The sequence below is a fragment of the Rhodospirillaceae bacterium genome, from assembly GCA_018660465.1.
Classification (GTDB): domain Bacteria; phylum Pseudomonadota; class Alphaproteobacteria; order Rhodospirillales; family JABJKH01; genus JABJKH01.
This window is the reverse complement of record JABJKH010000024.1, coordinates 24,132-47,254: the sequence shown is the minus strand read 5'-3', so window position 1 is coordinate 47,254 and position 23,123 is coordinate 24,132. Positions and strand designations below refer to the sequence as shown.

At 52.2% G+C, this 23,123-nt stretch carries 20 protein-coding genes; 14 read left to right on the top strand and 6 right to left on the bottom strand.

The genetic code is table 11. The features are described from left to right. Positions 1 to 166 precede the first annotated feature (166 nt). The 3 genes from HOM51_04775 to HOM51_04765 all read left to right on the top strand — a co-directional run bounded on the left by HOM51_04775 (position 167) and on the right by HOM51_04765 (position 2,838). A complete protein-coding gene (locus HOM51_04775) occupies positions 167 to 637 on the top strand; it encodes a TlpA family protein disulfide reductase (protein MBT5033813.1) in 471 nt (156 codons plus the stop codon). Continuing rightward, on the top strand, positions 634 to 957 hold the full coding sequence (locus tag HOM51_04770; GenBank protein MBT5033812.1) for a hypothetical protein: 324 nt from the start codon (positions 634 to 636) through the stop codon (positions 955 to 957). The genes HOM51_04775 and HOM51_04770 overlap by 4 nt, the downstream gene beginning before the upstream one ends. Positions 958 to 1,032: 75 nt before the next feature. Beyond that, entirely contained in the window at positions 1,033 to 2,838 is a 1,806-nt protein-coding gene (locus tag HOM51_04765) for an aminopeptidase P family protein (protein ID MBT5033811.1), read from the top strand. On the opposite strand, the gene HOM51_04760 is transcribed toward HOM51_04765, so the two are convergent. Continuing rightward, on the bottom strand, positions 2,835 to 3,386 hold the full coding sequence (locus HOM51_04760) for an SAM-dependent methyltransferase (protein ID MBT5033810.1): 552 nt from the start codon (positions 3,384 to 3,386) through the stop codon (positions 2,835 to 2,837). The genes HOM51_04765 and HOM51_04760 overlap by 4 nt on opposite strands. A gap of 167 nt (positions 3,387 to 3,553) precedes the next feature. Between HOM51_04760 and HOM51_04755 the strand changes: the two genes are divergently transcribed. Beyond that, positions 3,554 to 3,994, top strand: coding sequence for a hypothetical protein (locus tag HOM51_04755; GenBank protein MBT5033809.1), 441 nt, complete (start codon positions 3,554 to 3,556; stop codon positions 3,992 to 3,994). A 3-nt stretch (positions 3,995 to 3,997) separates the two neighbouring features. Here the strand turns inward: HOM51_04755 and HOM51_04750 are convergent, their stop codons facing one another. From HOM51_04750 to gltB, 3 genes are read right to left on the bottom strand one after another with little or no spacing between them, the layout of a single operon-like run. Next, complete coding sequence (locus HOM51_04750) at positions 3,998 to 4,804, bottom strand: undecaprenyl-diphosphate phosphatase (GenBank protein MBT5033808.1); 807 nt, start codon at positions 4,802 to 4,804, stop codon at positions 3,998 to 4,000. A gap of 38 nt (positions 4,805 to 4,842) precedes the next feature. Continuing rightward, positions 4,843 to 6,270 (bottom strand): glutamate synthase subunit beta, encoded by a 1,428-nt coding sequence (locus tag HOM51_04745; GenBank protein ID MBT5033807.1) that lies wholly within the window; start codon positions 6,268 to 6,270, stop codon positions 4,843 to 4,845. A 3-nt stretch (positions 6,271 to 6,273) separates the two neighbouring features. Beyond that, positions 6,274 to 10,932: a glutamate synthase large subunit gene (gene gltB / locus HOM51_04740; GenBank protein ID MBT5033806.1), complete on the bottom strand. Its 4,659-nt coding sequence runs from the start codon at positions 10,930 to 10,932 to the stop codon at positions 6,274 to 6,276. Between the two features lie 244 nt (positions 10,933 to 11,176). Here gltB and HOM51_04735 point away from each other — a divergent pair, with 244 nt between their 5' ends. After that, on the top strand, positions 11,177 to 11,548 hold the full coding sequence (locus HOM51_04735; protein ID MBT5033805.1) for a DUF423 domain-containing protein: 372 nt from the start codon (positions 11,177 to 11,179) through the stop codon (positions 11,546 to 11,548). 95 nt (positions 11,549 to 11,643) lie between these two features. Further along, a complete protein-coding gene (locus HOM51_04730) occupies positions 11,644 to 12,627 on the top strand; it encodes an ion transporter (GenBank protein MBT5033804.1) in 984 nt (327 codons plus the stop codon). Positions 12,628 to 12,629: 2 nt separating this feature from the next. Here HOM51_04730 and HOM51_04725 read toward each other — a convergent pair whose 3' ends face one another. Together HOM51_04725 and HOM51_04720 are read right to left on the bottom strand one after the other, a co-directional pair. Then, positions 12,630 to 13,373 (bottom strand): DUF2470 domain-containing protein, encoded by a 744-nt coding sequence (locus tag HOM51_04725; GenBank protein ID MBT5033803.1) that lies wholly within the window; start codon positions 13,371 to 13,373, stop codon positions 12,630 to 12,632. Further along, positions 13,363 to 15,120, bottom strand: coding sequence for a hypothetical protein (locus HOM51_04720; GenBank protein MBT5033802.1), 1,758 nt, complete (start codon positions 15,118 to 15,120; stop codon positions 13,363 to 13,365). Before HOM51_04720 ends, HOM51_04725 begins: the two co-directional genes overlap by 11 nt. A 221-nt stretch (positions 15,121 to 15,341) precedes the next feature. Between HOM51_04720 and HOM51_04715 the strand changes: the two genes are divergently transcribed. The 8 genes from HOM51_04715 (at position 15,342) to HOM51_04680 (ending at position 23,055) form a co-directional block, all read left to right on the top strand. After that, positions 15,342 to 16,031, top strand: coding sequence for a response regulator transcription factor (locus HOM51_04715; GenBank protein MBT5033801.1), 690 nt, complete (start codon positions 15,342 to 15,344; stop codon positions 16,029 to 16,031). Positions 16,032 to 16,087: 56 nt separating this feature from the next. Then, on the top strand, positions 16,088 to 17,647 hold the full coding sequence (locus tag HOM51_04710; GenBank protein ID MBT5033800.1) for a HAMP domain-containing protein: 1,560 nt from the start codon (positions 16,088 to 16,090) through the stop codon (positions 17,645 to 17,647). A 5-nt stretch (positions 17,648 to 17,652) separates the two neighbouring features. After that, positions 17,653 to 18,099: a hypothetical protein gene (locus tag HOM51_04705; protein MBT5033799.1), complete on the top strand. Its 447-nt coding sequence runs from the start codon at positions 17,653 to 17,655 to the stop codon at positions 18,097 to 18,099. Positions 18,100 to 18,111: 12 nt separating this feature from the next. Further along, complete coding sequence (gene rapZ, locus HOM51_04700; GenBank protein MBT5033798.1) at positions 18,112 to 19,053, top strand: RNase adapter RapZ; 942 nt, start codon at positions 18,112 to 18,114, stop codon at positions 19,051 to 19,053. 53 nt (positions 19,054 to 19,106) lie between these two features. Beyond that, complete coding sequence (locus tag HOM51_04695; protein ID MBT5033797.1) at positions 19,107 to 19,514, top strand: PTS sugar transporter subunit IIA; 408 nt, start codon at positions 19,107 to 19,109, stop codon at positions 19,512 to 19,514. After that, positions 19,511 to 19,840 (top strand): HPr family phosphocarrier protein, encoded by a 330-nt coding sequence (locus tag HOM51_04690; GenBank protein MBT5033796.1) that lies wholly within the window; start codon positions 19,511 to 19,513, stop codon positions 19,838 to 19,840. The genes HOM51_04695 and HOM51_04690 overlap by 4 nt, the downstream gene beginning before the upstream one ends. Before the next feature lie 29 nt (positions 19,841 to 19,869). Continuing rightward, a complete protein-coding gene (gene ptsP, locus HOM51_04685) occupies positions 19,870 to 21,624 on the top strand; it encodes a phosphoenolpyruvate--protein phosphotransferase (GenBank protein MBT5033795.1) in 1,755 nt (584 codons plus the stop codon). Positions 21,625 to 21,759: 135 nt separating this feature from the next. Beyond that, positions 21,760 to 23,055, top strand: a complete 1,296-nt coding sequence (locus tag HOM51_04680; protein MBT5033794.1) for an adenosylhomocysteinase — start codon at positions 21,760 to 21,762, stop codon at positions 23,053 to 23,055. Positions 23,056 to 23,123 lie beyond the last annotated feature (68 nt).

The following is a 23,123-nucleotide window of genomic DNA, read 5'->3' as shown; positions in this document are numbered from 1 at the left end:
GTGTTTTACCGCTCATGACTAAACCATTGGAGAACTTGAGTTGAGAACAAAATTGTACCGCAGCCTCGTATTAATATCGGCGATATTGGCAATTTCGGCGATTTTGGCCATATCGTCCCCACATGCAAGCGCAGAAGCGGTTAAAAACTCGATAACTTCTTTAAAAATGCCAAAAGCGCCGCGTAATTTTCAGGCGACAAACCCTAGTCGACCAGCGCCTAAATTGGTGTTTTACGATGCTGATAATAAGCCGCTGGAAATTTCTGAATACAAAGGGCGAGGCATCGTTTTAAATTTTTGGGCGACGTGGTGCGCACCCTGCGTCAAGGAAATGCCTGATCTTGATCGGCTGAATGCACTGTTGAAGAAAGAAGGAATTGACGTACTGGCCCTCTCCGTTGACCGCGATGCGCTGAGATTGTCGAAGAAATTTTATAAAATAAACGAAATTCGCCACATGCCGATTCTTATCGATAAGAATCGCAAGGTTCTTAGGCGGTTGAGCATTCGCGGCCTACCGACCACGGTTCTTTTTACTCCGGACGGCATGGAAGTCGGTCGTATTGTTGGCGCAATCGAATGGAATTCGCCTGAAAACGTGGCATTCCTGCGTCACTTATTGGCTCCCCAAAAATGACTCTGACGTTCCCAATCCTGATAGCCATCGCCTTAGTCTTAGGTGCCTGCACCGAGAAAATTCGGTGGGAACATCCGGGACTCCCCACGGCCCAATGGGATGTAGACAAATCAACCTGCAAAAATGCGGCTGTCCTAAAGGTAAATTCAGACATCGCCATTGGCCGGGGCTTCAGTGCCCGGGATAACGATCTGCAACATGACCAATACGCCTATCAAATGGCCCGCTATGAAGGTCTTCGCAGACAGAAAAAATTGACCGAGGCTTGTATGGTCAAGAAGGGGTATCAAAAAGTTAAGGCCATTGATAAGAAAAAATAATCTAGCCCCCGCTGCAGCCATGACAGCCGCAACTTCCCCTGATAAAGTTTGACCCAACCACGTACAGATTAGGGCATTTCATTGACTGATTCTCTCTCCTCCTCCGAACGCCTAGCGGCATTTAGGAAGCAGCTTAAAGATCAAAACCTCGACGGGTTTATTGTGCCCAGGGCGGATGAGCACCAGGGTGAGTACGTTCCTGGGCATGCGGACCGCTTGGCATGGCTGACCGGATTTACCGGGTCGGCGGGTAATGCCGTGATCCTGCAAGACTGTGCCGCTTTGTTTGTCGATGGGCGCTATACGTTGCAGGTTCGAAATGAATCTGACGAAACCCATTATGACTTTCCCTCTTTCACAGAAGAACCGCCAGCCAAATGGATTGCCAAGCACATAACGGCTGGCGCTAAATTGGGCTATGATCCGTGGCTGCACACGCCCCATCAGGTCACGCGGTTTAAAACCGCGTGCGCCAAGGCTGACGCTGAATTGGTAGCATGCAGCGAAAATCCGATTGATGCCATTTGGTCTGATCAACCGCCACCACCAGTTTCCCCGGCGATTCCTTTGGCAGCAGAATTTACTGGCCGAACGTCGCTGGAAAAGCGGAGTGATATCGGGAATAAGCTCCAGGCAGAGAACCTGGACGCCGCTGTCCTTGCCGCCCCTGACTCGATCTCGTGGCTGTTGAACATGCGCGGTGATGATGTTCCCTATTCACCCTTGGTCTTGTGTTTCGCGCTTGTCCATAGGGATGGCGACGTCGATCTATTTATCGATCAGCAAAAAATTACCGATGAACTCGCCGCTGCCTTGGATGACGGCATTAGGATTCGAAGCCGGAATGAAATGGCAGATACCTTGGATATGACGGGCCGCTCTGAAAAATCGGTTTCCCTGGATCCGAATGGCGTTCCCGCGTGGATTCAGAAAAGGTTAAATCAGGCCGGGGCAAGTGTCGTCTTTGCCGACGATCCCTGCCAACTGCCCAAGGCTATTAAAAACGATACCGAAATGAATGGCATCCGCGACGCCCATCAGAGGGACGGTGCAGCGCTGACCCAGTTCTTAGCATGGCTGGCCAAAGCGGCACCCGCAGGCGATGTTACAGAAATTTCCGCCGCTGATAAATTAGCCCAATACCGTAGGGCCAATGAATCCTTCCGAGGTCTGAGTTTCACCACCATCTCCGGGTCGGGCCCCAACGGCGCCATTGTTCATTATCGCGTTACGCCAGACTCCAACCGCACCTTAGATCAAGGCTCATTGTATCTCGTCGATTCGGGTGCTCAGTATCCGGACGGCACAACAGACGTCACCCGGACCATCGCCATCGGGAAACCCAGCAATGAAATGCGCAATCGATTTACCCTGGTCCTCCAGGGCCACATCGCCTTGGCGCGGGCGACATTCCCCAAAGGCACCACAGGATCGCAATTGGACCCCTTGGCCCGACGGGCACTTTGGGCCGCAGGATTGGACTATGAGCATGGCACCGGCCACGGCGTTGGCCATTACCTAAGTGTCCATGAAGGTCCGCAAAGAATTTCCAAGGCCGGAAATACCATCGCACTTCAAGTCGGCATGGTGATCTCTAACGAACCTGGGTACTATAAAACCGACGAATACGGCATCCGCATCGAAAATCTGCAAGCTGTGTGCGCAGTTGATACACCGGAAAGAGGGGAGAAGGAACTTTTTGGCTTTGAAGTTCTGACCCTGGCCCCAATCGACTTGGCCTTGATTGAAACATCAATCTTAACGGCAGAAGAAATTGAGTGGCTGAACGCCTATCATGCGCGGGTTAAGGCTGAAATTGGGCCTCTGGTGGATGACGCCACCCGAGCCTGGCTGGAAACTGCGACCCAACCCATTCGCTAAATTTGGTACAAATAGACCTTACTGCGATGAAGATCGTCAGCTGTGATTTCTTGAACCGGCGTCCAACTTCGGACCTGGAAGAAATTGGACAAGACCAAGGTGCCGGGCTTTAGTTCAGCTTCAAACTTGGGTTTAAGCTTAGCCATACCGTCCGCGTGAATATAAACAACCACCAGTGCTGCCGACGATAAATCAGCCGACAAATAGTCCCGACGAAGAAATTTCAAGTTGCTTTGTCCCGCTCGGCGCCCCCTAAACCATGAATACAGCCACGGCAAAGGCGAAATCTCGTAACCCCGTACCGGGCAATTTGGATAACGCCGGGCCAAAGGCAGGGCCAATGTCCCCCAGCCGGACCCCAGTTCGAACACAGTTCCCTCCAAATGATCCGGCAACATATCGAACATTGTGCGACGGACCTTGGCTGAAGACGGCATTGGGGAAATCCCTGTGCGCAGGGCGTAAATAAATATGAGACCGATAACCACGAGAACGGTTCCCAAGGCCACCAAATCTATGCTCACACCAATTTCATTAAATTCTTTCATTTATCGCGTGCACCAATTTTTGAGTCAGGATATTATTTTTAAACTTGAAATGTTGATTTTTAGCATGAGTTTCCTTATTGGAAGTTCTATATATATACCGTAATGGGTGCTTGTCTCGATGATCCGCAAGCATCTTTGTTGATAACCTTAGTAAGGTGACACGCTAAATGGGATTGTTTGGTAGCAAGAAAAAGTCTGATAAACCGGTCGCGGTTGGACCGCCGGTTGATCCCCATTGGGTTAAATCTCCAGTTGGAAACTTTTATAAGTTTAACAGCCTGGACCCTGAGGACCTTGGCCTTGAAGGACAGTCGGCCGTCTTCGTTATATGGCACGCTGGCGTCAAGCCCGGTTGGGTTTACGTGGCGCAGACCGGTGATTTGGCCAAGGCATTACATGCCGTCGCCCAAGAAGATGAAATCATGCAATATGATATTCGTGGTGGCCTGTACGTAACATGGTCCCTGATTAAGCAGGAATTTCAGAACGGCGTGGTTAGGTATCTCACAAATTCAATGGATTTGTTAGTTGAGAACCCTAATGAACCCGGCATGAAAATTACCCCGGTCCCCGTGTTCGCACCGGGTATGGAGCCTAAGAAAGAATAGCGTTCAGCCGCCCATCCCATAAACCATCCCAAGCAATACGCCGCCCAGCACGATTCGGTAGAGTACGAACGGCGTGAAGGTTGCCCGTTTAAGCCACGCCATCAGCATCGCAATTACCACCAACGCGGAAAAGAACGCGAGACCTGCGGCCATCCCTGCTTGCGTGGTCAGTGCCGCATCGCCGGATTGATAGAGCTCATACCCCTTGAGCGTCCCTGCTCCCAAAATTGCCGGGATTGAAAGCAGCATGGAAAACCGCGCTGCATCAGATCGCTCCATACCCAAAAATCGCGCCGCCGTCATGGTAATGCCGGACCGACTGGTACCAGGGATCAGCGCTAAGGCTTGAGCGCAGCCAATAAACAGGGCATCAACGAATTTCAGATGTTCGACCCGGCGGACGGTCATTCCCACTTTGTCTGAAATATAAAGCAAAATGCCAAACCCAAAGGTTGCCCAGCCAATGACCTCGACACTTCTGAACGCGTTTGGATAATACGTATTCATGACATATCCGGCGCCAATAACCGGCAACGTGCCAACGATCAAATACCACGCTAAGATCGCCCCAGGGTCGTTTCTGCCTTGGAGCAAGCGGATGAGGCCGCCCATAATGCCGAAAAGATCACGCCAGAAATAAAGTATGACTGCGCCAAGGGTCCCGACGTGGACAGCAACATCCATAAGCAAGCCCTGGTCCGGCCAGCCACTTACGACCGGTACCAGTTCTAGATGAGCCTGACTGCTAATCGGTAGGAATTCAGTAACCCCCTGAACGATGGCAAGAACAACGATTTGCAATACCGACATCAGAGCCTCAAACCTGAATTCATAGAAACAAACAAATATTATCTCGGCAGTTCGGTCGACCCCATTAAGAACTCATCCACAGACCGCGCACATTGCCGACCTTCACGGATCGCCCAAACGACAAGAGATTGTCCCCGACGCATATCACCGGCCGCGAAGACTTTATCAACCGACGTCTGATAGTCATCTGTATTGGCCTGAACATTACCACGTCCATCAAGTTCAGCACCTAAGTCTTCTAACATACCTTCGTGAAATGGGTGCACGAAGCCCATGGCAAGGAAAACCAGATCAGCCTTGATTTCTTCTTCCGAGCCTTCGACTTCTTGGAGTTGTCCTTCGTTCCATTCAACACGGATGGTCTTAAGCGCGGTTACCTTACCATTTTCGCCAACAAATTCCTTGGTCGTAATGGCCCAATCGCGCGCTGCCCCTTCTTCGTGAGACGTCGAAGTACGAAGCTTCATCGGCCAGTTCGGCCACGTCAGTGCTTTATCTTCTTTTTCCGGCGGTTTTGGCATGATCTCAATTTGGGTGACGCTTTTAGCACTATGGCGGAACGATGTGCCGACACAGTCAGACCCGGTATCACCGCCGCCAATGACAACGACATCTTTATCCGTCGCCATAATGCCAATATCGTCTGGAATGGTCGTGCCATGATTCCGACGATTCTGTTGGGTCAGAAAGTCCATAGCGAAGTGTACACCGTCCAGTTCGCGCCCGGGAACCGGCAAATCACGTGGGTCTTCAGACCCGCCGGTTAGCGCAACTGCATCGTATTCATCAATGAGGTCGCTGATTTGAATATCCACACCAATATGACTGTTTGGCCGGAACTCAACGCCTTCGGCATCCATCTGCGCCAAACGGCGATCAATGAGATCTTTTTCCATCTTAAAGTCAGGAATGCCGTAGCGCAGCAACCCGCCCATGCGTTCGTTCTTTTCAAACAACACAACCGAATGCCCCACCCGGGCCAATTGCTGAGCGCAGGCCAAGCCTGCAGGGCCTGAGCCCACCACAGCGACTTTCTTGCCGGTGCGATGGGCGGGAATTTGTGGTTCAACCCAGCCTTCTTCCCAAGCTTTATCAATAATTGCGCACTCAATGGTCTTAATCGAAACCGGATCATCAAAGATGTTCAGCGTACAGGCTTCTTCGCACGGCGCTGGGCAAATACGGCCGGTGAATTCCGGGAAGTTATTGGTTGAATGCAGCACCTGAATGGCTTCGCGGTATTCGCCCTTGAACACCAAGTCGTTCCAATCAGGAATGATATTGTTTACCGGGCAGCCTTGGTGGCAGAACGGGATTCCGCAATCCATGCAACGGGCGCCTTGGCGGGAAAGTTCCTCCGGCGCCAAGTCGTACATGAATTCGTTGAAATGCTTGGTGCGCTCTTCCACCGAAGCGTAGTCGCGAACGCGCTTAGCGTATTCTAAAAAGCCAGTGGGTTTACCCATGGATCAATCCCCCACCGCGACGGCCGCGCAGGGCTGGCCCCGCATGCGTGCTTTTTCGGCCATTTTCATCAACGCGCGACGGTAATCGACTGGCATGACTTTAACAAACTTCTGCAGATAGTCGTCCCAGTTATCCAAAATTTCCTGAGCCCGTGAGCTGTTGGTATATTTCTTGTGATTCTCGATCAGAGTATGAAGCCGCATCGAATCGTAGCGAGTCATGTCGTGCATTACATCGACCAAGCCATGGCCCTCCAAGTCGCCCTTTTGATGGCGGCCTTGGTCATGGTGCAGATCTTCATTTGGAATCGGCTCAAGCTCCACCATGGAGAGATTACAGCGCTGTTCAAAATCGCCTTCTTCGTCCAAGACATAAGCTATGCCGCCGCTCATACCTGCTGCAAAGTTGCGACCAGACTGGCCAAGAACAACGACAATGCCGCCGGTCATGTATTCACAGCCGTGGTCACCAACCCCTTCAACGACAGCCGTGGCACCTGAATTACGAACCCCGAAGCGTTCACCTGCGACACCCCGGAAATAGGCTTCACCTCCGGTTGCGCCATACAGGACAACATTACCGATGATGATATTTTCTTCTGGTTTGAACTGAACGTTCTCAGCCGGATAGATCATCAAGCGACCGCCGGACAGTCCCTTGCCGGTGTAATCGTTGGCGTCACCAACATGTTCAATTGTTATACCGTGGGCCAGAAACGCGCCAAAGCTTTGGCCGGCTGAGCCGCTGGATTTAATATAGATCGTGTCATCGGGTAGGCCTGCGTTGCCATATCGTTTGGCAATTTTGTTCGAAAGCATCGTGCCGACCGTGCGGTTGATGTTCAGAACCGAGGTTTCAATTTGTACCGGCGTGCCGTTTTCAATTGCAGGCTGGGCTTTCTCGATCAGCATATTATCAAGCGCTTTGTCGAGGCCATGGTCCTGGCCTTCGCAGTGATAAATCGGAACGTCAGGGCCCATGTCCGGTTTGTGCAAGAGCTTGGTATAATCCAGCCCTTTCGCCTTCCAATGATCAATCGCCGTCCGCATATCAAGCAAGTCCGAGCGACCGGTCATTTCTTTCATTGTGCGGAAGCCAAGCTTAGCCATGATGGTGCGTAATTCCTCAGCCACAAAGAATAGGAAGTTCACGACATGCTCTGGCTCGCCCTTAAAGCGCTTACGGAGTTCGGCGTCTTGCGTCGCGATACCGACAGGACACGTGTTCAGATGACATTTGCGCATCATAATGCAACCCGTCGCGATCAAGGCAGAGGTCGCGAAGCCAAATTCATCGGCTCCCAACAGCGCCCCAATGGCCACGTCCCGACCCGTGCGAATACCACCATCAACTTGCACAGCAATGCGGCTTCGGAGTCTGTTCAGCACCAAGGTCTGCTGCGTTTCAGCGAGACCGATTTCCCAGGGACTTCCCGCATGCATGACGGATGTCAGCGGGCTCGCTCCCGTGCCGCCGTCATAGCCAGAAATCAGGACATGATCGGCATGAGCCTTGGAAACACCCGCAGCAATTGTGCCGACCCCAACAGTCGAGACCAACTTAACCGAAACACGCGCTTCTCTGTTGGCGTTCTTGAGATCATGAATGAGCTGCGCCAAGTCTTCGATAGAGTAAATATCATGATGCGGCGGCGGTGAAATGAGACCGACACCTGGGGTTGAGTATCTGACCTGGGCGATTGTCTGATCGACTTTGTGGCCCGGCAGTTGGCCACCCTCACCGGGCTTGGCCCCTTGTGCCATCTTGATCTGAAGTTCATCGGCATTCGCTAAATATTCCGCCGTGACCCCGAACCGTCCAGACGCCACCTGCTTAATGGCAGAACGCATGGAATCACCATTCGGCAACGGCTTGAAACGTTCCGGCAGTTCACCACCTTCGCCGGTGTTGGACTTGCCGCCAATGCGGTTCATCGCGATTGCCAAGGTCGTGTGTGCTTCGAATGAAATGGAGCCGAAAGACATCGCCCCGGTGGCAAAGCGTTTAACGATTTCCTTGGCTGGCTCAACTTCGTCCAAGGGAATTTCGTTCGTTTCGTCGAATTTAAAATCCATCAGGCCGCGCAAAGTTTTTAGCTGCTTGGTCTGCTCGTTCATGTGACGGGCGTATTCGTCATACTTTTCTTGCCCGGCACCTCGAACTGCATGCTGCATCAACGATACTGTTTCCGGCGTCCAATGATGGACCTCACCCCGCAATCGATAGGCCATATCACCGCCCACATCCAAGTGGTTCTGATAAATCGGTGCATCACCATAGGCGAGTTGATGACGGCGAACAGTTTCTTCGGCGACCTCGGCAAGGCCGATGCCTTCAATAGCAGAAGCCGTGCCTTCGAAGTATTTTTCTATAAAGACGCTGTTGAGTCCGACCGCATCAAAAATCTGTGCGCCGCAATAGGACTGATAGGTCGAAATGCCCATCTTCGACATGACCTTCAACATCCCCTTGTCGATGGCCTTGATGTAGCGTTTGTGAACTTCCTCGGCGTCGAGTTCATCCGGCATGTCGTCCAACAAAGACGTCAGCACATCAAATGCCAAGTACGGGTTCACGGCTTCCGCGCCGTAACCTGCTAATAGACAGAAATCATGCACCAGGCGCGCTTCGCCGGTTTCTACCACAAGACCCGCATTGGTCCGGAGACCTTCGCGGATCAGGTGGTGATGGACCGCTCCTGTCGCCAACAACGCAGGGATCGCAATCCTATTTTCATCCATGCCTCGGTCTGACAAGACCAGAATATTATAGCGGTCGCGAACAACTTCTTCAGCGCGCTTACAAATACCTTCAACGGCAGCAGCCATGCCTTCCGCACCGTCTTCTGCGGCGTAGCAGATATCCAGGGTATAGGTCCTGAACGCTTTGCCGACGTTGAATTCAAAGTGACGTATTTTTTCAAGGTCGATATTGGTCAGGATTGGCTGGCGTACTTCCATTCGGTTGTGGGTGCCGCCGGACTTCAAATCTAACAGGTTCGGTCGCGGGCCAATCAAAGATACCAGCGACATCACCAATTCTTCGCGAATGGGATCGATCGGCGGGTTGGTAACCTGGGCGAAGCATTGCTTGAAATAATCCGAAAGCATCTTCGGTCTGTCGGACAGCACCGCAGGTGGCGTATCTCGACCCATCGCACCGACCGGGTCCTGACCCGTCACTGCCATAGGTTCTAAGAAAAACTTTTGGTCTTCCTGGGTGTAGCCGAATGCCTGCTGGCGGTTCAATAGGGTTTTATCGTTAGGCGGCAAAGGCGCACTTTTAGCCGGCAAGTCTTCCAACATGATCTGCGTTTTATCGAGCCAATCCTGATACGGATTAGCGTTAGCCAAGTCTGCCTTTAATTCTTCGTCATCAATAATGCGTCCCTGCTCCAGATCAATCAGGAACATCTTACCCGGTTGCAGGCGCCATTTCTGGACGATTTTTTCTTCTGGAATTGTAATCACGCCGACTTCGGAACCCATCACCACCAAGTCGTCTTCGGTCACCACGTAGCGGGCTGGACGCAAGCCGTTTCGGTCCAAGGTCGCGCCGATTTGACGACCATCGGTGAAAGCGACCGCTGCGGGGCCGTCCCACGGTTCCATCAAGGCTGCGTTGTATTCATAAAATGCGCGGCGTTTTTCATCCATCAAAGGGTTATTGGACCAAGCTTCTGGGACCATCAACATCATCGCGTGCGCCAGTGAATAGCCGCCAGACACCAAGAGTTCCAATGCGTTATCAAACGTTGCGGAATCAGATCGTCCTTCGATCAACAAGGGCCACAGCTTATCTAGATCATCGCCTAGAATTTCCGATTTCATGGAACTGCGGCGTGCCGCCATCCAATTAATGTTACCCCGAACCGTATTGATTTCGCCGTTATGACAGAGATAGCGGAACGGTTGCGCCAATTCCCATGACGGGAAGGTATTGGTCGAAAAACGCTGGTGCACAAGCGCCAACGCCGAGTCCAATGTTTCGTCTTGTAAATCCAAGTAATAGTCAGCAACCCGACCGGCCAGGATCATGCCTTTGTAGCACAACGTCCGCGCCGACATTGACGGGATGAAAAAGTCCAGCCCTGGCATTTCCCGGACACCGCGCTGGATTTGCTTGCGGATGACAAAGAGTTTGAGTTCGAACGCGTCCGTGTCGGCACAATTTTTGCCGCGCGCAATGAATCCCTGACGAATTCGGGGCTCCATCGGTTTGACGCTTTCGCCAAGAACCGAACTATCAACAGGAACGTCACGCCAGCCTAAGAATTTTTGGCCTTCGGCTTTTACGTTATCAAGAAATATTTTCTCGCAGGTATCGTATTTTGTATCGTCATGGGGGAAGAACACCATCGCCACGCCATAGTCGCCCACGGCGGGTAAATCGATGCCCAGACCCTTAGTTTCTGCGCGCAGAAACGTGTCTGGAATCTGGATTAATATTCCCGCGCCATCGCCGGCTAACGGATCAGCGCCCGCGGCACCCCGATGGGTTACGTTATCAAGGACCTGAAGGCCTTGTTTTACGATTTCATGACTTTTGCGATTCTTTATGTTCGCGACGAAGCCGATGCCACAGGCATCATGCTCGTTCAGCGGGTCATAAAGCCCCTGTTTCGGGGGCATGCCAGGATAATTTCCGTTCTTTTCTCTCATATAATCCCATTTCCGGATCGCGGTGGACTTCGGTTGCAGGGTAAATCCTGCAATCTCACCGGTTCCAGCCAATTACACCCAAAGCCAAATACAGTCGAAAAGGGCCCTGAAGGCGGCTCATCCGGCTGCCTCTGGGCCCTATTTGGCTTAATTTTCCTTCTATTTAACGAAAAATTTTGGTCTGGACAAGCACAAGGCCGCAATGCTCGATTGAATTTTAAGTATATCTTGTGGAGAAATAGTAATGCGTATTTGGATAATCTTGGGCGGACTCAATGGCTTAGCCGCTGTGATCGGAGGTGCTTTTGGCTACCATAGCCTGGAGGCTGACTCTGCGGCGCGCGATTTTTTTGCCATGGGCGTCCAATATCATATGTGGCACGCCCTCGCGTTGCTGGCCGTCGCGTGGCTAACGTCGAAAAACACCGGCGGCATCCGCAAAGTCGTAAATATTGCAGGTTGGGCGTTCACGGCTGGCATCGTGATGTTTTCAGGAACCCTCTATGCCCTGGCAATCACCGGCGACGTTTTGGTCCCCGGCGCAGCCCCCACAGGCGGCGGGCTGTTAATGGTAGGGTGGTGCGCCCTAATCGCGGCCGGAATTAGAAAAAAATAAATTAAAAAGAAATACGGCGGTTTCAATCGATTTTTAACATGTCCCGCGTAGTGTCATAGAATTCTAGGCCCAGGAAAATGTTGGGGGGCGGCAGCATGGTGGGGATCAAGAGACGCCGAGTATATGAGATTCTAGACGCGGGACGAACCGATAGTGCATTGGGTCGTACGGTTGATATTGCGCTGATGACATTGATCTCACTCAATGTGATTGCGGTGATTCTAGAATCAGTTCCTACATACGAAGCCGCGTACGGCCAGTTCTTCTTTGCCTTTGAAGTCTTTTCGGTAGCGCTTTTCACCATCGAATACCTTTGTCGGGTTTGGTCGGTCGTTGATCATGAAGATGAATCTCTCGGATATCGCTCCCCGATAATGGGCCGACTTCGCTACATGCTTACCCCTATGGCGATTATCGATTTGTTGGCAATCATTCCATTTTATCTCACGATCTTTTTCCAAGTCGATCTTCGGTTCCTGCGTGTGCTCAGGCTGTTTCGAATATTCAAGCTCACCCGTTATTCTTCGTCGATGACTCTGCTGCTAAGCGTCTTAAAAGAAGAAGCCAAGCCGATAGCAGCCTCCATGTTTGTCTTAATCCTACTGGTGATCATCGCCGCCAGCATGACTTACTTAGCCGAGCACACAGCCCAGCCTGATAAGTTCGGCACCATTCCGGCTGCCATGTGGTGGGCCATCATCACCATGACGACTGTCGGGTATGGCGACGTGATCCCGGTGACTGTCTTTGGCAAAATCCTTGGGGCGTGCATTGGAATTATTGGCATGGGCATGGTTGCCCTGCCGGCGGGCTTACTCGCGTCCGGCTTCAATTCCGCCCTCCACCGCCGCCGCAGGGAATACGAGGAAGCCGTCGAAGAAGCGTTGGTCGATGGCGTTCTGTCTCATGCCGAAATTAAACAACTGGAAGAAGCCCAGGAAGAACTGGGAATTACAGCCGAAGACGCGATGGAACTTCTAGAAACCGGCCTCCGCCGCTCTGGTGCCGCCGTCTACGCCTGCCCCCATTGCAACAAGCCGCTGTATCATCAATCCGCTGGTTTGGGGGATGATGAATAGGCTTAATCTTTCGACCTAGCCTTCTCCGCCAACGCCACCAACGTCGCCCGACACGACGCTGCATCGTGGATAGGTTCATCGAAATTCAGCCGCGTGTAGGTGTTTTTCAGTTTTAGGTCCAGGCCGTCAGGGTCAACGCCGATCATTTTCCAGGCCTTGCCACGTTTGCCCAGCAGCTTATTTGCATACAGCCCGACGGCGTCTGCGTGGTCTGTGTTCATGTGATGAACAACATCGGTTTCGCACTCTGCCATGGCTTGGGCGGCGTTCGCATCAACTGCTGCTTGGTCTTTTGAGAGCCAAAGAGCGGAGGCGAAACCGCCGACAAAGTGCAGGCGCTCCGCCTCGACCCGATAAAAATTGAAATCGCTGAAGTCTGAATAAAGTTTTGCCGCAGGATGACGTGCAATGAAGCGCCGGGCATGGTCGGGCGCATCGCTCGGCTTTATGTATCCCTGAACCGTTAGCCTGGGACCGGATTGCGGATTGGGCAGACCAGAGGCCGCCTCAAACAATAAAGAGACTCGGTCGTCGGTTTGCACGTTCCGGGTATGGTCCGCCAAATCGGAAAGCAACAACAGCGGTGCTGTGTCCATATCAAAGGCGACCGTCACCAAGGAGGCATAGGGGCCGCCATCCATAAGCGAGCCGAGAGTGGCCGTCCGACTGGCCCGCATCAGCACACGAGCTTCCCTCGCAGCCGCTTGCGTTGATATATCCGGCGCAGGGATTTCTTTAGGCGACACTTTCAGCGGAATCCTCATCTTGAGTTTCTTTGCTCTCAGACTTTACGACCTTTGTGAAATCTGTGTAATCAGATTCACGTATATGGACGATTAAATCAGCAACTGCGTCGGCAGGCATCCCTAAGTCTTGCAGGATTTGACCGCCAAGTTGCAGGCCGGATTCGACGTTATCGGGAACGACCAAGTTCGCCCCTAAGGCGACCAATTCAGTCGTTGTTTTCACATCCCGCGCACGCGCATAAACCGGCAATGCTGGCCAGTACCGGCGAATATTCGTCACCGTGTGAGCAATTGTATCCGTACGATCCAAAGCGACAATAACTGCGGCTGCCCGGTCCGCACCCGCCTTATCCAGCATGACTTTGCGGCGGGCATCGCCGTAGAATACAGGGATATTGATCTTTCTGCATTCGGTGATCCGCCGCGGATCAAGATCCAGCGCCACGTAGGGAATTTTTTCGCCATCCATCAGCTTCGCCACGGTCTGACCACCACGACCAAAGCCGGCAATGATCACATGGTTTTCCAGTTGATCAGTCTCGGCCCGACTGATCCCACCGCGCTGCGCGTCCTGACCCTGCATATGCATTGCGATGCGACGGCCACCATTGGCAACAAGAGGTGTGACCAGCATCGAAAGACCAGCAACGATTAAGACGACCTGTCCGATCTCATCACTGATGATCCCGCTCACCATTGCCGCCCCAATGACCACGAAGGCGAATTCACCGCCTTGGCCTAAGGCGAGGCCAACATGAAAAGCAAGATTGCTCGGCATGCGAAAGGCCAAACAAATTGCAATGATAATCAGCGCTTTAAGCGCAATTAGAACAGCCACCGCCAGCATGACCCAAGGCAAGATATCCGCGACCGCCTGGAAATTAATTGCCATGCCAACCGACATGAAAAACAGCCCCAGCAATAATCCTTTGAACGGCTGGATATCGATTTCAACTTGATGTCGGTATTCGGTCTCAGCGATCAGCAAGCCTGCCAAAAACGCCCCCAAAGCCATGGATAACCCCGCGTAACCTGTCCCCAAGGCCGTCCCTAGAATCGCCAACAACGTAACCGCCATAAAAATTTCCGGATTGTGTAGACCTGCGACATGGCGAAACAGCGGCCTGAGCACCATCCGTCCAATAAATAGAATTCCACCAACCGCCATGACGGCCTTAATCAAAGCCACTGCGGCTTCGCGTAAAACATCATTGTCGCCGTTCGGCCCGAAAATATTGACCAAAAACAATAAGGGAACCACGGCGAGATCTTGAAACAGCAGGATCGAAAAAGCAGTTCGACCCCGCCATGAAGCAATCTCACCGCCCTCGACAAACAATTGCATGACCATCGCCGTCGAAGACAACGCCAAGCAAAATCCAATAATAATTGCTACTTTGGGCGTGGCACCCGCAAACCATATAAGTCCACCAATTGCCAATCCGGTTACGACAACTTGAGTGAGACCGATGCCAAACACGGCTTTCCGCATCGCCCAAATGCGTTCGTAGGAGAGTTCGAGACCGATGGTGAACAACAGGAAGACGACACCCAGTTCCGCCAAGGCCCGCACTTCTTCCGCATCGTCAATGATGGCGAAACCAAAGGGGCCAATCGCAACACCAGCGACCAGGTACCCCAGCACGGCGCTCCATTTCATCCTTTGGAACAACGGAACGATAAACGCCGTCGCCACCAAAAAGATCATAATTTCACGCAGCAGAGGTATTTCTTCTAAATGGGTCAAAGTTGGCGCCTCCAGCGCCTAATGTGCCCGCAATGAATGCGTATAATTAGTAAGATATTTAGCATTCTTACAAAGATTATGGGGCCAGCGCAAAAAAATGGCATAATGCCGCTTTAATTTTGCCATAAACATACCGTCATCTGCCCTCTACGATAAATTCAAGCTTCTTTGCGGTCCCCGGGATTGGAGCGCATAATAGAGGCCAAACGGGAGTAAACGACATGCAGCACTCAATTGCCCTAGTAGACGATGACCGCAATATTCTGACATCCGTATCCATGGCCTTGGAGGCAGAGGGATACGCTGTTCACACCTATACCGACGGTGCGAGCGCTTTGATTGGTCTCAACCGCCAGCCCGTTGACCTCGCCGTACTCGACATCAAAATGCCGCGTATGGACGGTATGGAATTGTTGGGAAAAATTCGCAGCAAAAGTAATTTACCGGTAATTTTTCTCACCTCCAAAGACGACGAGATCGACGAAGCCTTAGGCCTGCGCGAGGGCGCGGATGATTATATCAAAAAACCATTTTCTCAGCGTCTGCTGATCGAACGCATTCGCGCTGTGCTGAGACGCAATGAGGTGAGCCAGTCAGACGCCAGTGACGAAATGATAGAGCGCGGTAATCTCGTGCTGGATCCGGCCCGTCATCTCTGCTCCTGGAATGCAAAAGAGGTCAACTTGACCGTCACCGAGTTCTTGCTGCTACAGGCCTTGGCCCATCGACCGGGACACGTCAAAAACCGCGATCAATTGATTGATGCGGCCTATGGCGAGAACCTATACGTGGATGATCGAACCATCGACAGCCACATCAAACGGCTGCGTAAAAAGCTCAAGAAAGTTGACGAAGAGTTCCAGCACATCGAAACTCTCTACGGTGTAGGATACAGATACCGAGCAGAGTAAGATTCCAAGGATTTATCTTGAGCGACACGCCCGTAAATGCGCGCCTAATCTCACCGATTACCCGGCGAATCCTGGCTGTCAATTTGCTGGCTCTGATTATCTTGGTCAGTGGCATGTTGTATATGGGCGAATACAAAAGGACGCTTATCGAGACAGAATTTGCGCGGCTTAAAACCCAAGCTGAGCTGTTTGCAGCAGCCATGGGGGAAGGTGCCGTATCAGCAGACAATCGCTTGGGACAAAGGCTGGCCGCCGACATCACCCGAAAGATGGTCCGCCGTATGGTTGAAACCACCGGCACCCGCGCCCGCCTGTTCGCCAACGATGGGACGCTTATCGCCGATTCACGATATCTTCGGGGGGCAGTTGGCTCTATTGAAGTTTTGGAGCTTCCACCGCCGGAGGATACATCGCCTCCCATGGCGACCCTTGTCGAATTTTATGACTTTTTGTCGAAGCTCGTACCGGATCAGGAAAGTTATCCGTCCTACGTCGAAAACGCCATTCAACATGCCTCCGACTATCCTGCCGTGGTCGGTGCGTTAGCGGGCGACTCAAAATCGCGGGTATTAAAGCTACAAGACACGCTCACTCTGGTCGTCGCGGTGCCGGTCCAACGCTACAAAGAGGTCCTAGGTGCGATCATGTTGTCAAAGCATGATCACGAAATTTCGGCAACGTTGTTTCAGGTTCGACTGAATATTTTGGCCATTTCAGCCGTTGCGTTGGTGATCACGGTATTATTGTCGCTTTATCTCGCGGGCACAATTTCGCAACCCCTGCACCGCCTTTCCGTCGCCGCCGAACGGGTGCGCCACGGCAAGAGTCGGCAACACAAAATTCCCCAATTCAAAGATAGAGACGATGAAATAGGTGATCTGGCTGATTCTCTTTTTGAAATGACGGAAGCCCTGTGGAGTCGCATGGATGCAATTGAAAATTTTGCAGCAGATGTCGCCCATGAAATTAAGAACCCACTGACATCGCTGCGAAGTGCGGTTGAAACGGTGGCTCGGGTTCAAGATCCGGACCAACAACGTAAGCTGATGACCATCATCCAAGAAGATGTTATCAGGTTAGATCGATTACTGACCGATATTTCCGACGCCTCCCGGTTGGATGCAGAACTCTCTCGTGCTGTCATGAAGCCGGTCAACATCAGCCCCATTCTCTCCACCCTGGTAGACGCCTACCGCATCAGCGATGACCCTGATGCACCGAACGTGCGGATGGAAGAAATTGATGATCTGATGGTGTCCGGCATAGAAAGCCGTTTGGCCCAAGTCTTCCGCAACATGATCGGCAATGCGATTTCATTTTCGCCAGCGAACAGCGACATCATCGTAAGTGCCGTTAAAAATGGGACGACGGTCGAAATGACCGTGGCCGACCAGGGGCCGGGAATTCCGGAAGGAAAGGAAGCGGATATTTTCAACCGGTTTTACACAGAACGCCCGGAATCGGAAAAATTTGGATCGCATTCGGGTCTGGGGCTCAGCATATCGCGCCAAATCATCGAAACCCATGAAGGCGAGATGTTTGCCGAAAACTGTCGCAATGAAGATGGTACCGTTTGTGGTGCTCGTTTTGTCGTTCGCCTGCCAATAGAGATATAAAAATTATGACCCTGATCCACGGCTCATGTGTTGAAATTGATGGCGTTGGTGTTCTAATTCGAGGGCCGTCTGGCAGCGGTAAGTCTGATTTAGCCTTTCGTTTAAATGATATGGGGGCTCACCTTGTCGCCGATGATCAGTCCAAATTAACTGTTACCGGGGACGAAATCCATGTCTCGGCCCCCGCCACAATAAGTGAGAAAATGGAAGTTAGAGGGATCGGCATTGTCCATTTAGACGTCGTGCCGGAAGTCCGGCTTGGTCTGATCATTGATCTGGTTGATCGGGAGTCGGTGCCGCGCTTACCGGAGGCAGAAACATGTACACCAATGGAAAATGCCCCGGGCATTCAAGTCCCGCTCTACCGGCTTCATGCATTTGATGCGTCCACGCCTCAAAAGGTTCGCCTTGCGGTTGAAGTGGTTCGCGGGGATATAATAGTCGAAACCTAGAGAAACTGTCACATGAGCGATCCGTCTCTTAACATTCCGCCGTTTACGGACGGCAGCGATATCTCCGAAGATTCTGGTGCCCAGACATCTGCTCAGGTGTTGCTGGTAACCGGAATGTCGGGTGCTGGAAAAACATCCGCGCTTAAAAATTTGGAAGACCTCGGATATGAAGCAGTAGACAATATTCCGGTAACTCTGCTGCCCAGCCTAGCGTCGCCGCCACAGGGAACTTTGCCCGCACCAAGAGTCCGTCTGCCCATGGCCATTGGTGTCGACATCCGAACCCGCGATTTCACACCTGGTGAGGTTTTGCAACAGTTGCAAGATTTGGTGAATAGGGGCGAACGGAACGTTAAGCTATTGTTCCTCGATTGTGACGATGATGAACTGCAACGCCGCTATACCGAAACCCGCCACCGTCACCCGCTCGCCCAGGACCGGCCTGTTCGCGATGGCATTCAGCAAGAACGCCGAGTTATGTCTCCCCTACGAGACCGGGCCGATGTGGTGATCGATACCACCGGACGGGAACTGAATGAGTTGCGGCAAATTATTGAAGGGCAATTTGCGCTGGACAGTGCCCCGGGACTGACCGTCTTTATCACATCATTCTCGTTTCGCCGTGGTCTGCCCCGGGAAGCAGACCTAGTGTTCGATGTTCGCTTCCTCAGAAACCCACATTATGATGCCAACTTACGGGGCCTATCCGGCAACGACGCGGACGTCGGAACCTATATTTCTGAAGATGAGGGTTTCACCGGCTTCATTGACGGACTAAAAAGCCTGTTGGAGCCTTTGTTGCCCCGATACGTTAACGAGGGCAAAAGCTACCTGACAATTGCTGTCGGTTGTACGGGTGGGCGACACCGGTCCGTTTTTGTCGCAAATCAATTGGCTGCGTGGCTGGAAAATTTGGGACAGCGGGTCCGGCTGGGCCACAGAGACTTAGAGTGATTAAGTGTGATTTGGATTAATTTAAAATACTATCGAACGGGATTTCTACGATCATGATTGGAATTGTGCTGGTTACCCATGGACGGCTTGCCGATGAACTGGTCTCAGCCCTAGAGCATGTTGTGGGTGCTCAGGAAAAAGTTGCCACCGTCTGTATTGGGCCAGAAGACGACATGGAAAAGCGCCGTGCTGAAATATTAGAGTCCATCACCAAGACTGATGATGGCGGCGGCGTAATACTCTTGACAGATATGTTTGGCGGCACGCCGTCAAACCTAGCGATATCGGTTATGGAAAAGGCTAATGTTGAGGTCATTGCCGGGGTCAATTTACCCATGCTGATCAAGCTGGCGAGTGTTCGCAACACCGGGTCAATCGAACAAGCGTCTCAGGATGCACAAGATGCCGGTCGAAAATATATTAATATCGCATCGAAGCTATTGGCCAAAGAAACCAAATGAGTGCCAATTTAAAATCAGATGGCGCAAATTCCGTTGACGAGCCGATAACAATAGATGCTGTGGTTACTCAAAACGTTACGATTTGCAACAGCCGTGGATTACATGCCCGCGCAGCGTCAAAATTTGTTACAGTAGCAGGAAAGTTTGATGCAGAAATCACTGTCCATAGAGACGGAACAACTGTATCAGGCCGGTCAATCATGGGTTTGATGATGTTGGCCGCAGGGATCGGATGCGAAATCGAATTATCAGCAGAGGGGCTGGAAGCTGAAGAAGCGGTTTCATCGTTAGTTTCATTGGTCGAAGCTAAATTCGAAGAAGACTAAATCATCGGAAAAGTTAAACGAGGTATTGGGTGTCGAGTTCGGAACAAATTTTTGAAGGGCTGGGGGTATCGCCGGGAATCGGAATCGGCACGGCATACGTGCGCGATATTGGTATTATCGCTGTGCCGGAATACCGAATTGAACCTGAAAAAATTGCCGATGAGGTAAAGCGCTTCCGCAAGGCTGTCGCACGTTCCCGTCAGCAGATTAGGCGCATGCGGGCTAAAACCGACACCATGCACGACGCCGCGGGTGAAGAAATGGGGTTCCTGTTGGACGCCTATTTTCACATGCTGAAAGGATCCCGATTGGTCCGCGGCGCAGAACAACGCATTACCGACGGGAAACTAAACGCAGAGGCCGCTGTTGGGGCGGAAATAAGGGAAATCTCTCTTGGCTTCTCGGCCATGAAAGACCCTTATCTGGCTGCACGGGCCACCGATATCCGCGATGTTGGCAACCGGGTGATGCGTAATCTAACTAAAACCCCGGTAAAGCCGTTTTCCATGGTACCGCCGGGCAGCATTATCGTTGCAGAAGAGCTGACGCCTGCGGACACCGCACAACTTAACCCCGATAACGTTGGTGGAATTTGCACCATGCTGGGTGGTGCGGAAGGGCATACGGCAATCATGGCGCGGGCGCTTGGGTTGTCAGCGGCACTGGGCGCACCGGGCCTTATGCGCGGTGTAAATACTGGCGACACCATCATCGTTGATGGAAATTCCGGCATTGTCGTGGTCAATCCAGAAGCAAAGACTCTGGCCCACTACGAAAATCTTAGCAAAGAGCACGAACAAGAAATTCAGCGTTTGGATGGCTTGCGTAAACGCCGTGCCGTCACCTTGGACGGGACGGAAATTGAATTACAGGCCAATGTTGAACTGCCCATCGAAGCTGAGATGGTCCGGCGATCAGGTGCTGCCGGGATCGGCCTCCTGCGCAGTGAGTTCATGTTCATGAACCGCCCCGACATTCCCAGCGAAGACGAACAGTACGAGGCCATCCGAAAGTTTGTTGAACATGTAAATGGTCGGCCCGTCACAATCCGCACCTTGGACATTGGCGGTGACAAAATTGCCGCCGCCATGGTGAAGCAATTCGGCAACAGCATAACGTCGGCCCTGGGACTTAGAGGCATTCGCCTGTCCTTAGCCAAGCCTGAGATTTTGGAAACTCAGTTCCGAGCGATTTTACGCGCTGGCGCCCATGGCAAGGTTCGGATCCTACTGCCCATGGTAACGACAGCCTCAGAGGTTCGAAGAGCCCGTGACATCATGGCGCGGGCAGCAAGACGCCTGAAACGTCGGCGGGTGCCGATTTCACTGCCGCTGCCGCCCATTGGTGTGATGATTGAGGTCCCGGGGGCAGCCCTCGCGGCTGATGCACTGGCGCAAGCGGCTGATTTCTTTTCGATCGGGACCAATGACCTGACCATGTATACGCTCGCGGTTGATCGCAGCGATAAACAGGTCGCGCACATTTATGATTCTTTGCACCCGGCTGTGCTGAGGTTAATCCAAGCCACCGGCGATGCTGCATTACGGGCACGCATCCCGGTCGCTGTCTGTGGTGAAATGGCGGGTGAGCCGCGGTTTGCAGCGCTCTTGCTGGGATTAGGCTTTCGAGAACTTTCCATGACCGCATCAAGCATTGCCCGGGTCAAACAACGCATTCGGTCGCTGGATATTGTCTCTGCCGACCACCGTGCAAGGGTCATCATGGATCAGGTCGATTCTGGTCGTATCGCCACTCTTTTGGATGATTTTAACGGGCTCGCCTAACGTTTCCGGTTGATATGTGGTGAAACGGGCCTACCTAGAACCTTGCCGGTAGGCATTGGGGCTGCTAATACCCCCGCCAACTCGAATTTTTATTTACAACCATTGAAATACAAAGACCGATCAGGAGAATAGAACATGGGGTCATTTGACGACTACAAAGTCGCAGATATCAGCTTGGCCGAGTGGGGCCACAAAGAAATCGCGATTGCAGAAACGGAAATGCCGGGACTGATGGCGTTGCGTGAAGAATTCGCTGGCAAAAACCCGCTAAAGGGTGCGCGCATTGTCGGTTGTTTGCACATGACCATCCAGACCGCTGTTCTGATCGATACTTTAGTTGACCTAGGTGCCACGATCCGCTGGAGTTCCTGCAACATCTTCTCGACCCAAGATCACGCCGCTGCTGCGATGGCGGATAAGAACATCCCGATTTTTGCCTGGAAAGGTGAAACCGAAGAAGAGTTTTGGTGGTGCATCGAACAGACCGTCAAGGGACCAGACGGTTGGACCCCCAACATGATCTTGGACGATGGCGGTGATTTAACCGGTCTCGTGCACGAAAAATATCCTGAGTTATTGGATGACATCAAAGGTCTTTCCGAAGAAACCACCACCGGCGTCCACCGCTTGTACGAAATGGCCAAGGAAGGCTCGCTGAAAGTCCCCGCCATTAACGTCAATGATTCGGTAACAAAATCGAAATTTGATAACCTATATGGCTGTCGGGAAAGTCTGGTTGATGGCATCAAGCGGGCAACGGACGTGATGCTGGCTGGCAAAGTCGCCGTGGTCGCGGGCTATGGTGACGTTGGCAAGGGATCGTCCGCAAGCCTTCGCGGTCAAGGGGCCCGGGTATTGGTAACCGAAATCGATCCGATCTGTGCACTGCAGGCTTCCATGGAAGGTTATGAAGTCGTCACGATGGACGATGCTGCAGCTCAGGGCGATATCTTTGTGACCACCACGGGCAACATCGATATCATCACCTTGGACCACATGCGTGAGATGAAAGATCGCGCCATTGTCTGCAACATTGGCCACTTCGATTCTGAAATTCAAATTGAGGCCTTGCGGAATTATCAATGGCACAACGTCAAACCGCAGGTTGATGAAGTAGAATTCCCTGATGGCAAGCGCCTGATCGTGCTGGCCGAAGGGCGTCTGGTCAATCTGGGCTGTGCCACCGGCCACCCTAGCTTCGTCATGAGCGCGTCGTTCACCAACCAAGTTTTGGCACAGATCGAGCTCTGGGATCACAGCGACAACTATGAAAACGAAGTCTATGTGCTGCCGAAGCATCTGGACGAAAAAGTCGCCACCCTGCACTTGGGCAAACTCGGCGCTAAGCTGACGACCCTGTCCAAAGAACAGGCTGATTACATCAGCGTCCCTGTCAAAGGCCCGTTCAAGCCGGAACATTACCGCTATTAATTCTGCTTTCTTAGCCCGGGTCAGAAGCCCGGGCTAAGCTTGTCCATACAGGTCCTGGCGATTAACAT

Excerpts from the sequence above, each read along its gene's own strand:
- HOM51_04775 (MBT5033813.1), top strand. The coding sequence starts at position 167 with ATGCCAAAAGCGCCGCGTAATTTTCAGGCGACAAACCCTAGTCGACCA.
- HOM51_04770 (MBT5033812.1), top strand. The coding sequence starts at position 634 with ATGACTCTGACGTTCCCAATCCTGATAGCCATCGCCTTAGTCTTAGGT.
- HOM51_04760 (MBT5033810.1), bottom strand. The coding sequence starts at position 3,386 with ATGAAAGAATTTAATGAAATTGGTGTGAGCATAGATTTGGTGGCCTTG.
- HOM51_04755 (MBT5033809.1), top strand. The coding sequence starts at position 3,554 with ATGGGATTGTTTGGTAGCAAGAAAAAGTCTGATAAACCGGTCGCGGTT.
- HOM51_04750 (MBT5033808.1), bottom strand. The coding sequence starts at position 4,804 with ATGTCGGTATTGCAAATCGTTGTTCTTGCCATCGTTCAGGGGGTTACT.
- HOM51_04745 (MBT5033807.1), bottom strand. The coding sequence starts at position 6,270 with ATGGGTAAACCCACTGGCTTTTTAGAATACGCTAAGCGCGTTCGCGAC.
- gltB (MBT5033806.1), bottom strand. The coding sequence starts at position 10,932 with ATGAGAGAAAAGAACGGAAATTATCCTGGCATGCCCCCGAAACAGGGG.
- HOM51_04735 (MBT5033805.1), top strand. The coding sequence starts at position 11,177 with ATGCGTATTTGGATAATCTTGGGCGGACTCAATGGCTTAGCCGCTGTG.
- HOM51_04730 (MBT5033804.1), top strand. The coding sequence starts at position 11,644 with ATGGTGGGGATCAAGAGACGCCGAGTATATGAGATTCTAGACGCGGGA.
- HOM51_04715 (MBT5033801.1), top strand. The coding sequence starts at position 15,342 with ATGCAGCACTCAATTGCCCTAGTAGACGATGACCGCAATATTCTGACA.
- HOM51_04705 (MBT5033799.1), top strand. The coding sequence starts at position 17,653 with ATGACCCTGATCCACGGCTCATGTGTTGAAATTGATGGCGTTGGTGTT.
- rapZ (MBT5033798.1), top strand. The coding sequence starts at position 18,112 with ATGAGCGATCCGTCTCTTAACATTCCGCCGTTTACGGACGGCAGCGAT.
- HOM51_04695 (MBT5033797.1), top strand. The coding sequence starts at position 19,107 with ATGATTGGAATTGTGCTGGTTACCCATGGACGGCTTGCCGATGAACTG.
- HOM51_04690 (MBT5033796.1), top strand. The coding sequence starts at position 19,511 with ATGAGTGCCAATTTAAAATCAGATGGCGCAAATTCCGTTGACGAGCCG.
- HOM51_04680 (MBT5033794.1), top strand. The coding sequence starts at position 21,760 with ATGGGGTCATTTGACGACTACAAAGTCGCAGATATCAGCTTGGCCGAG.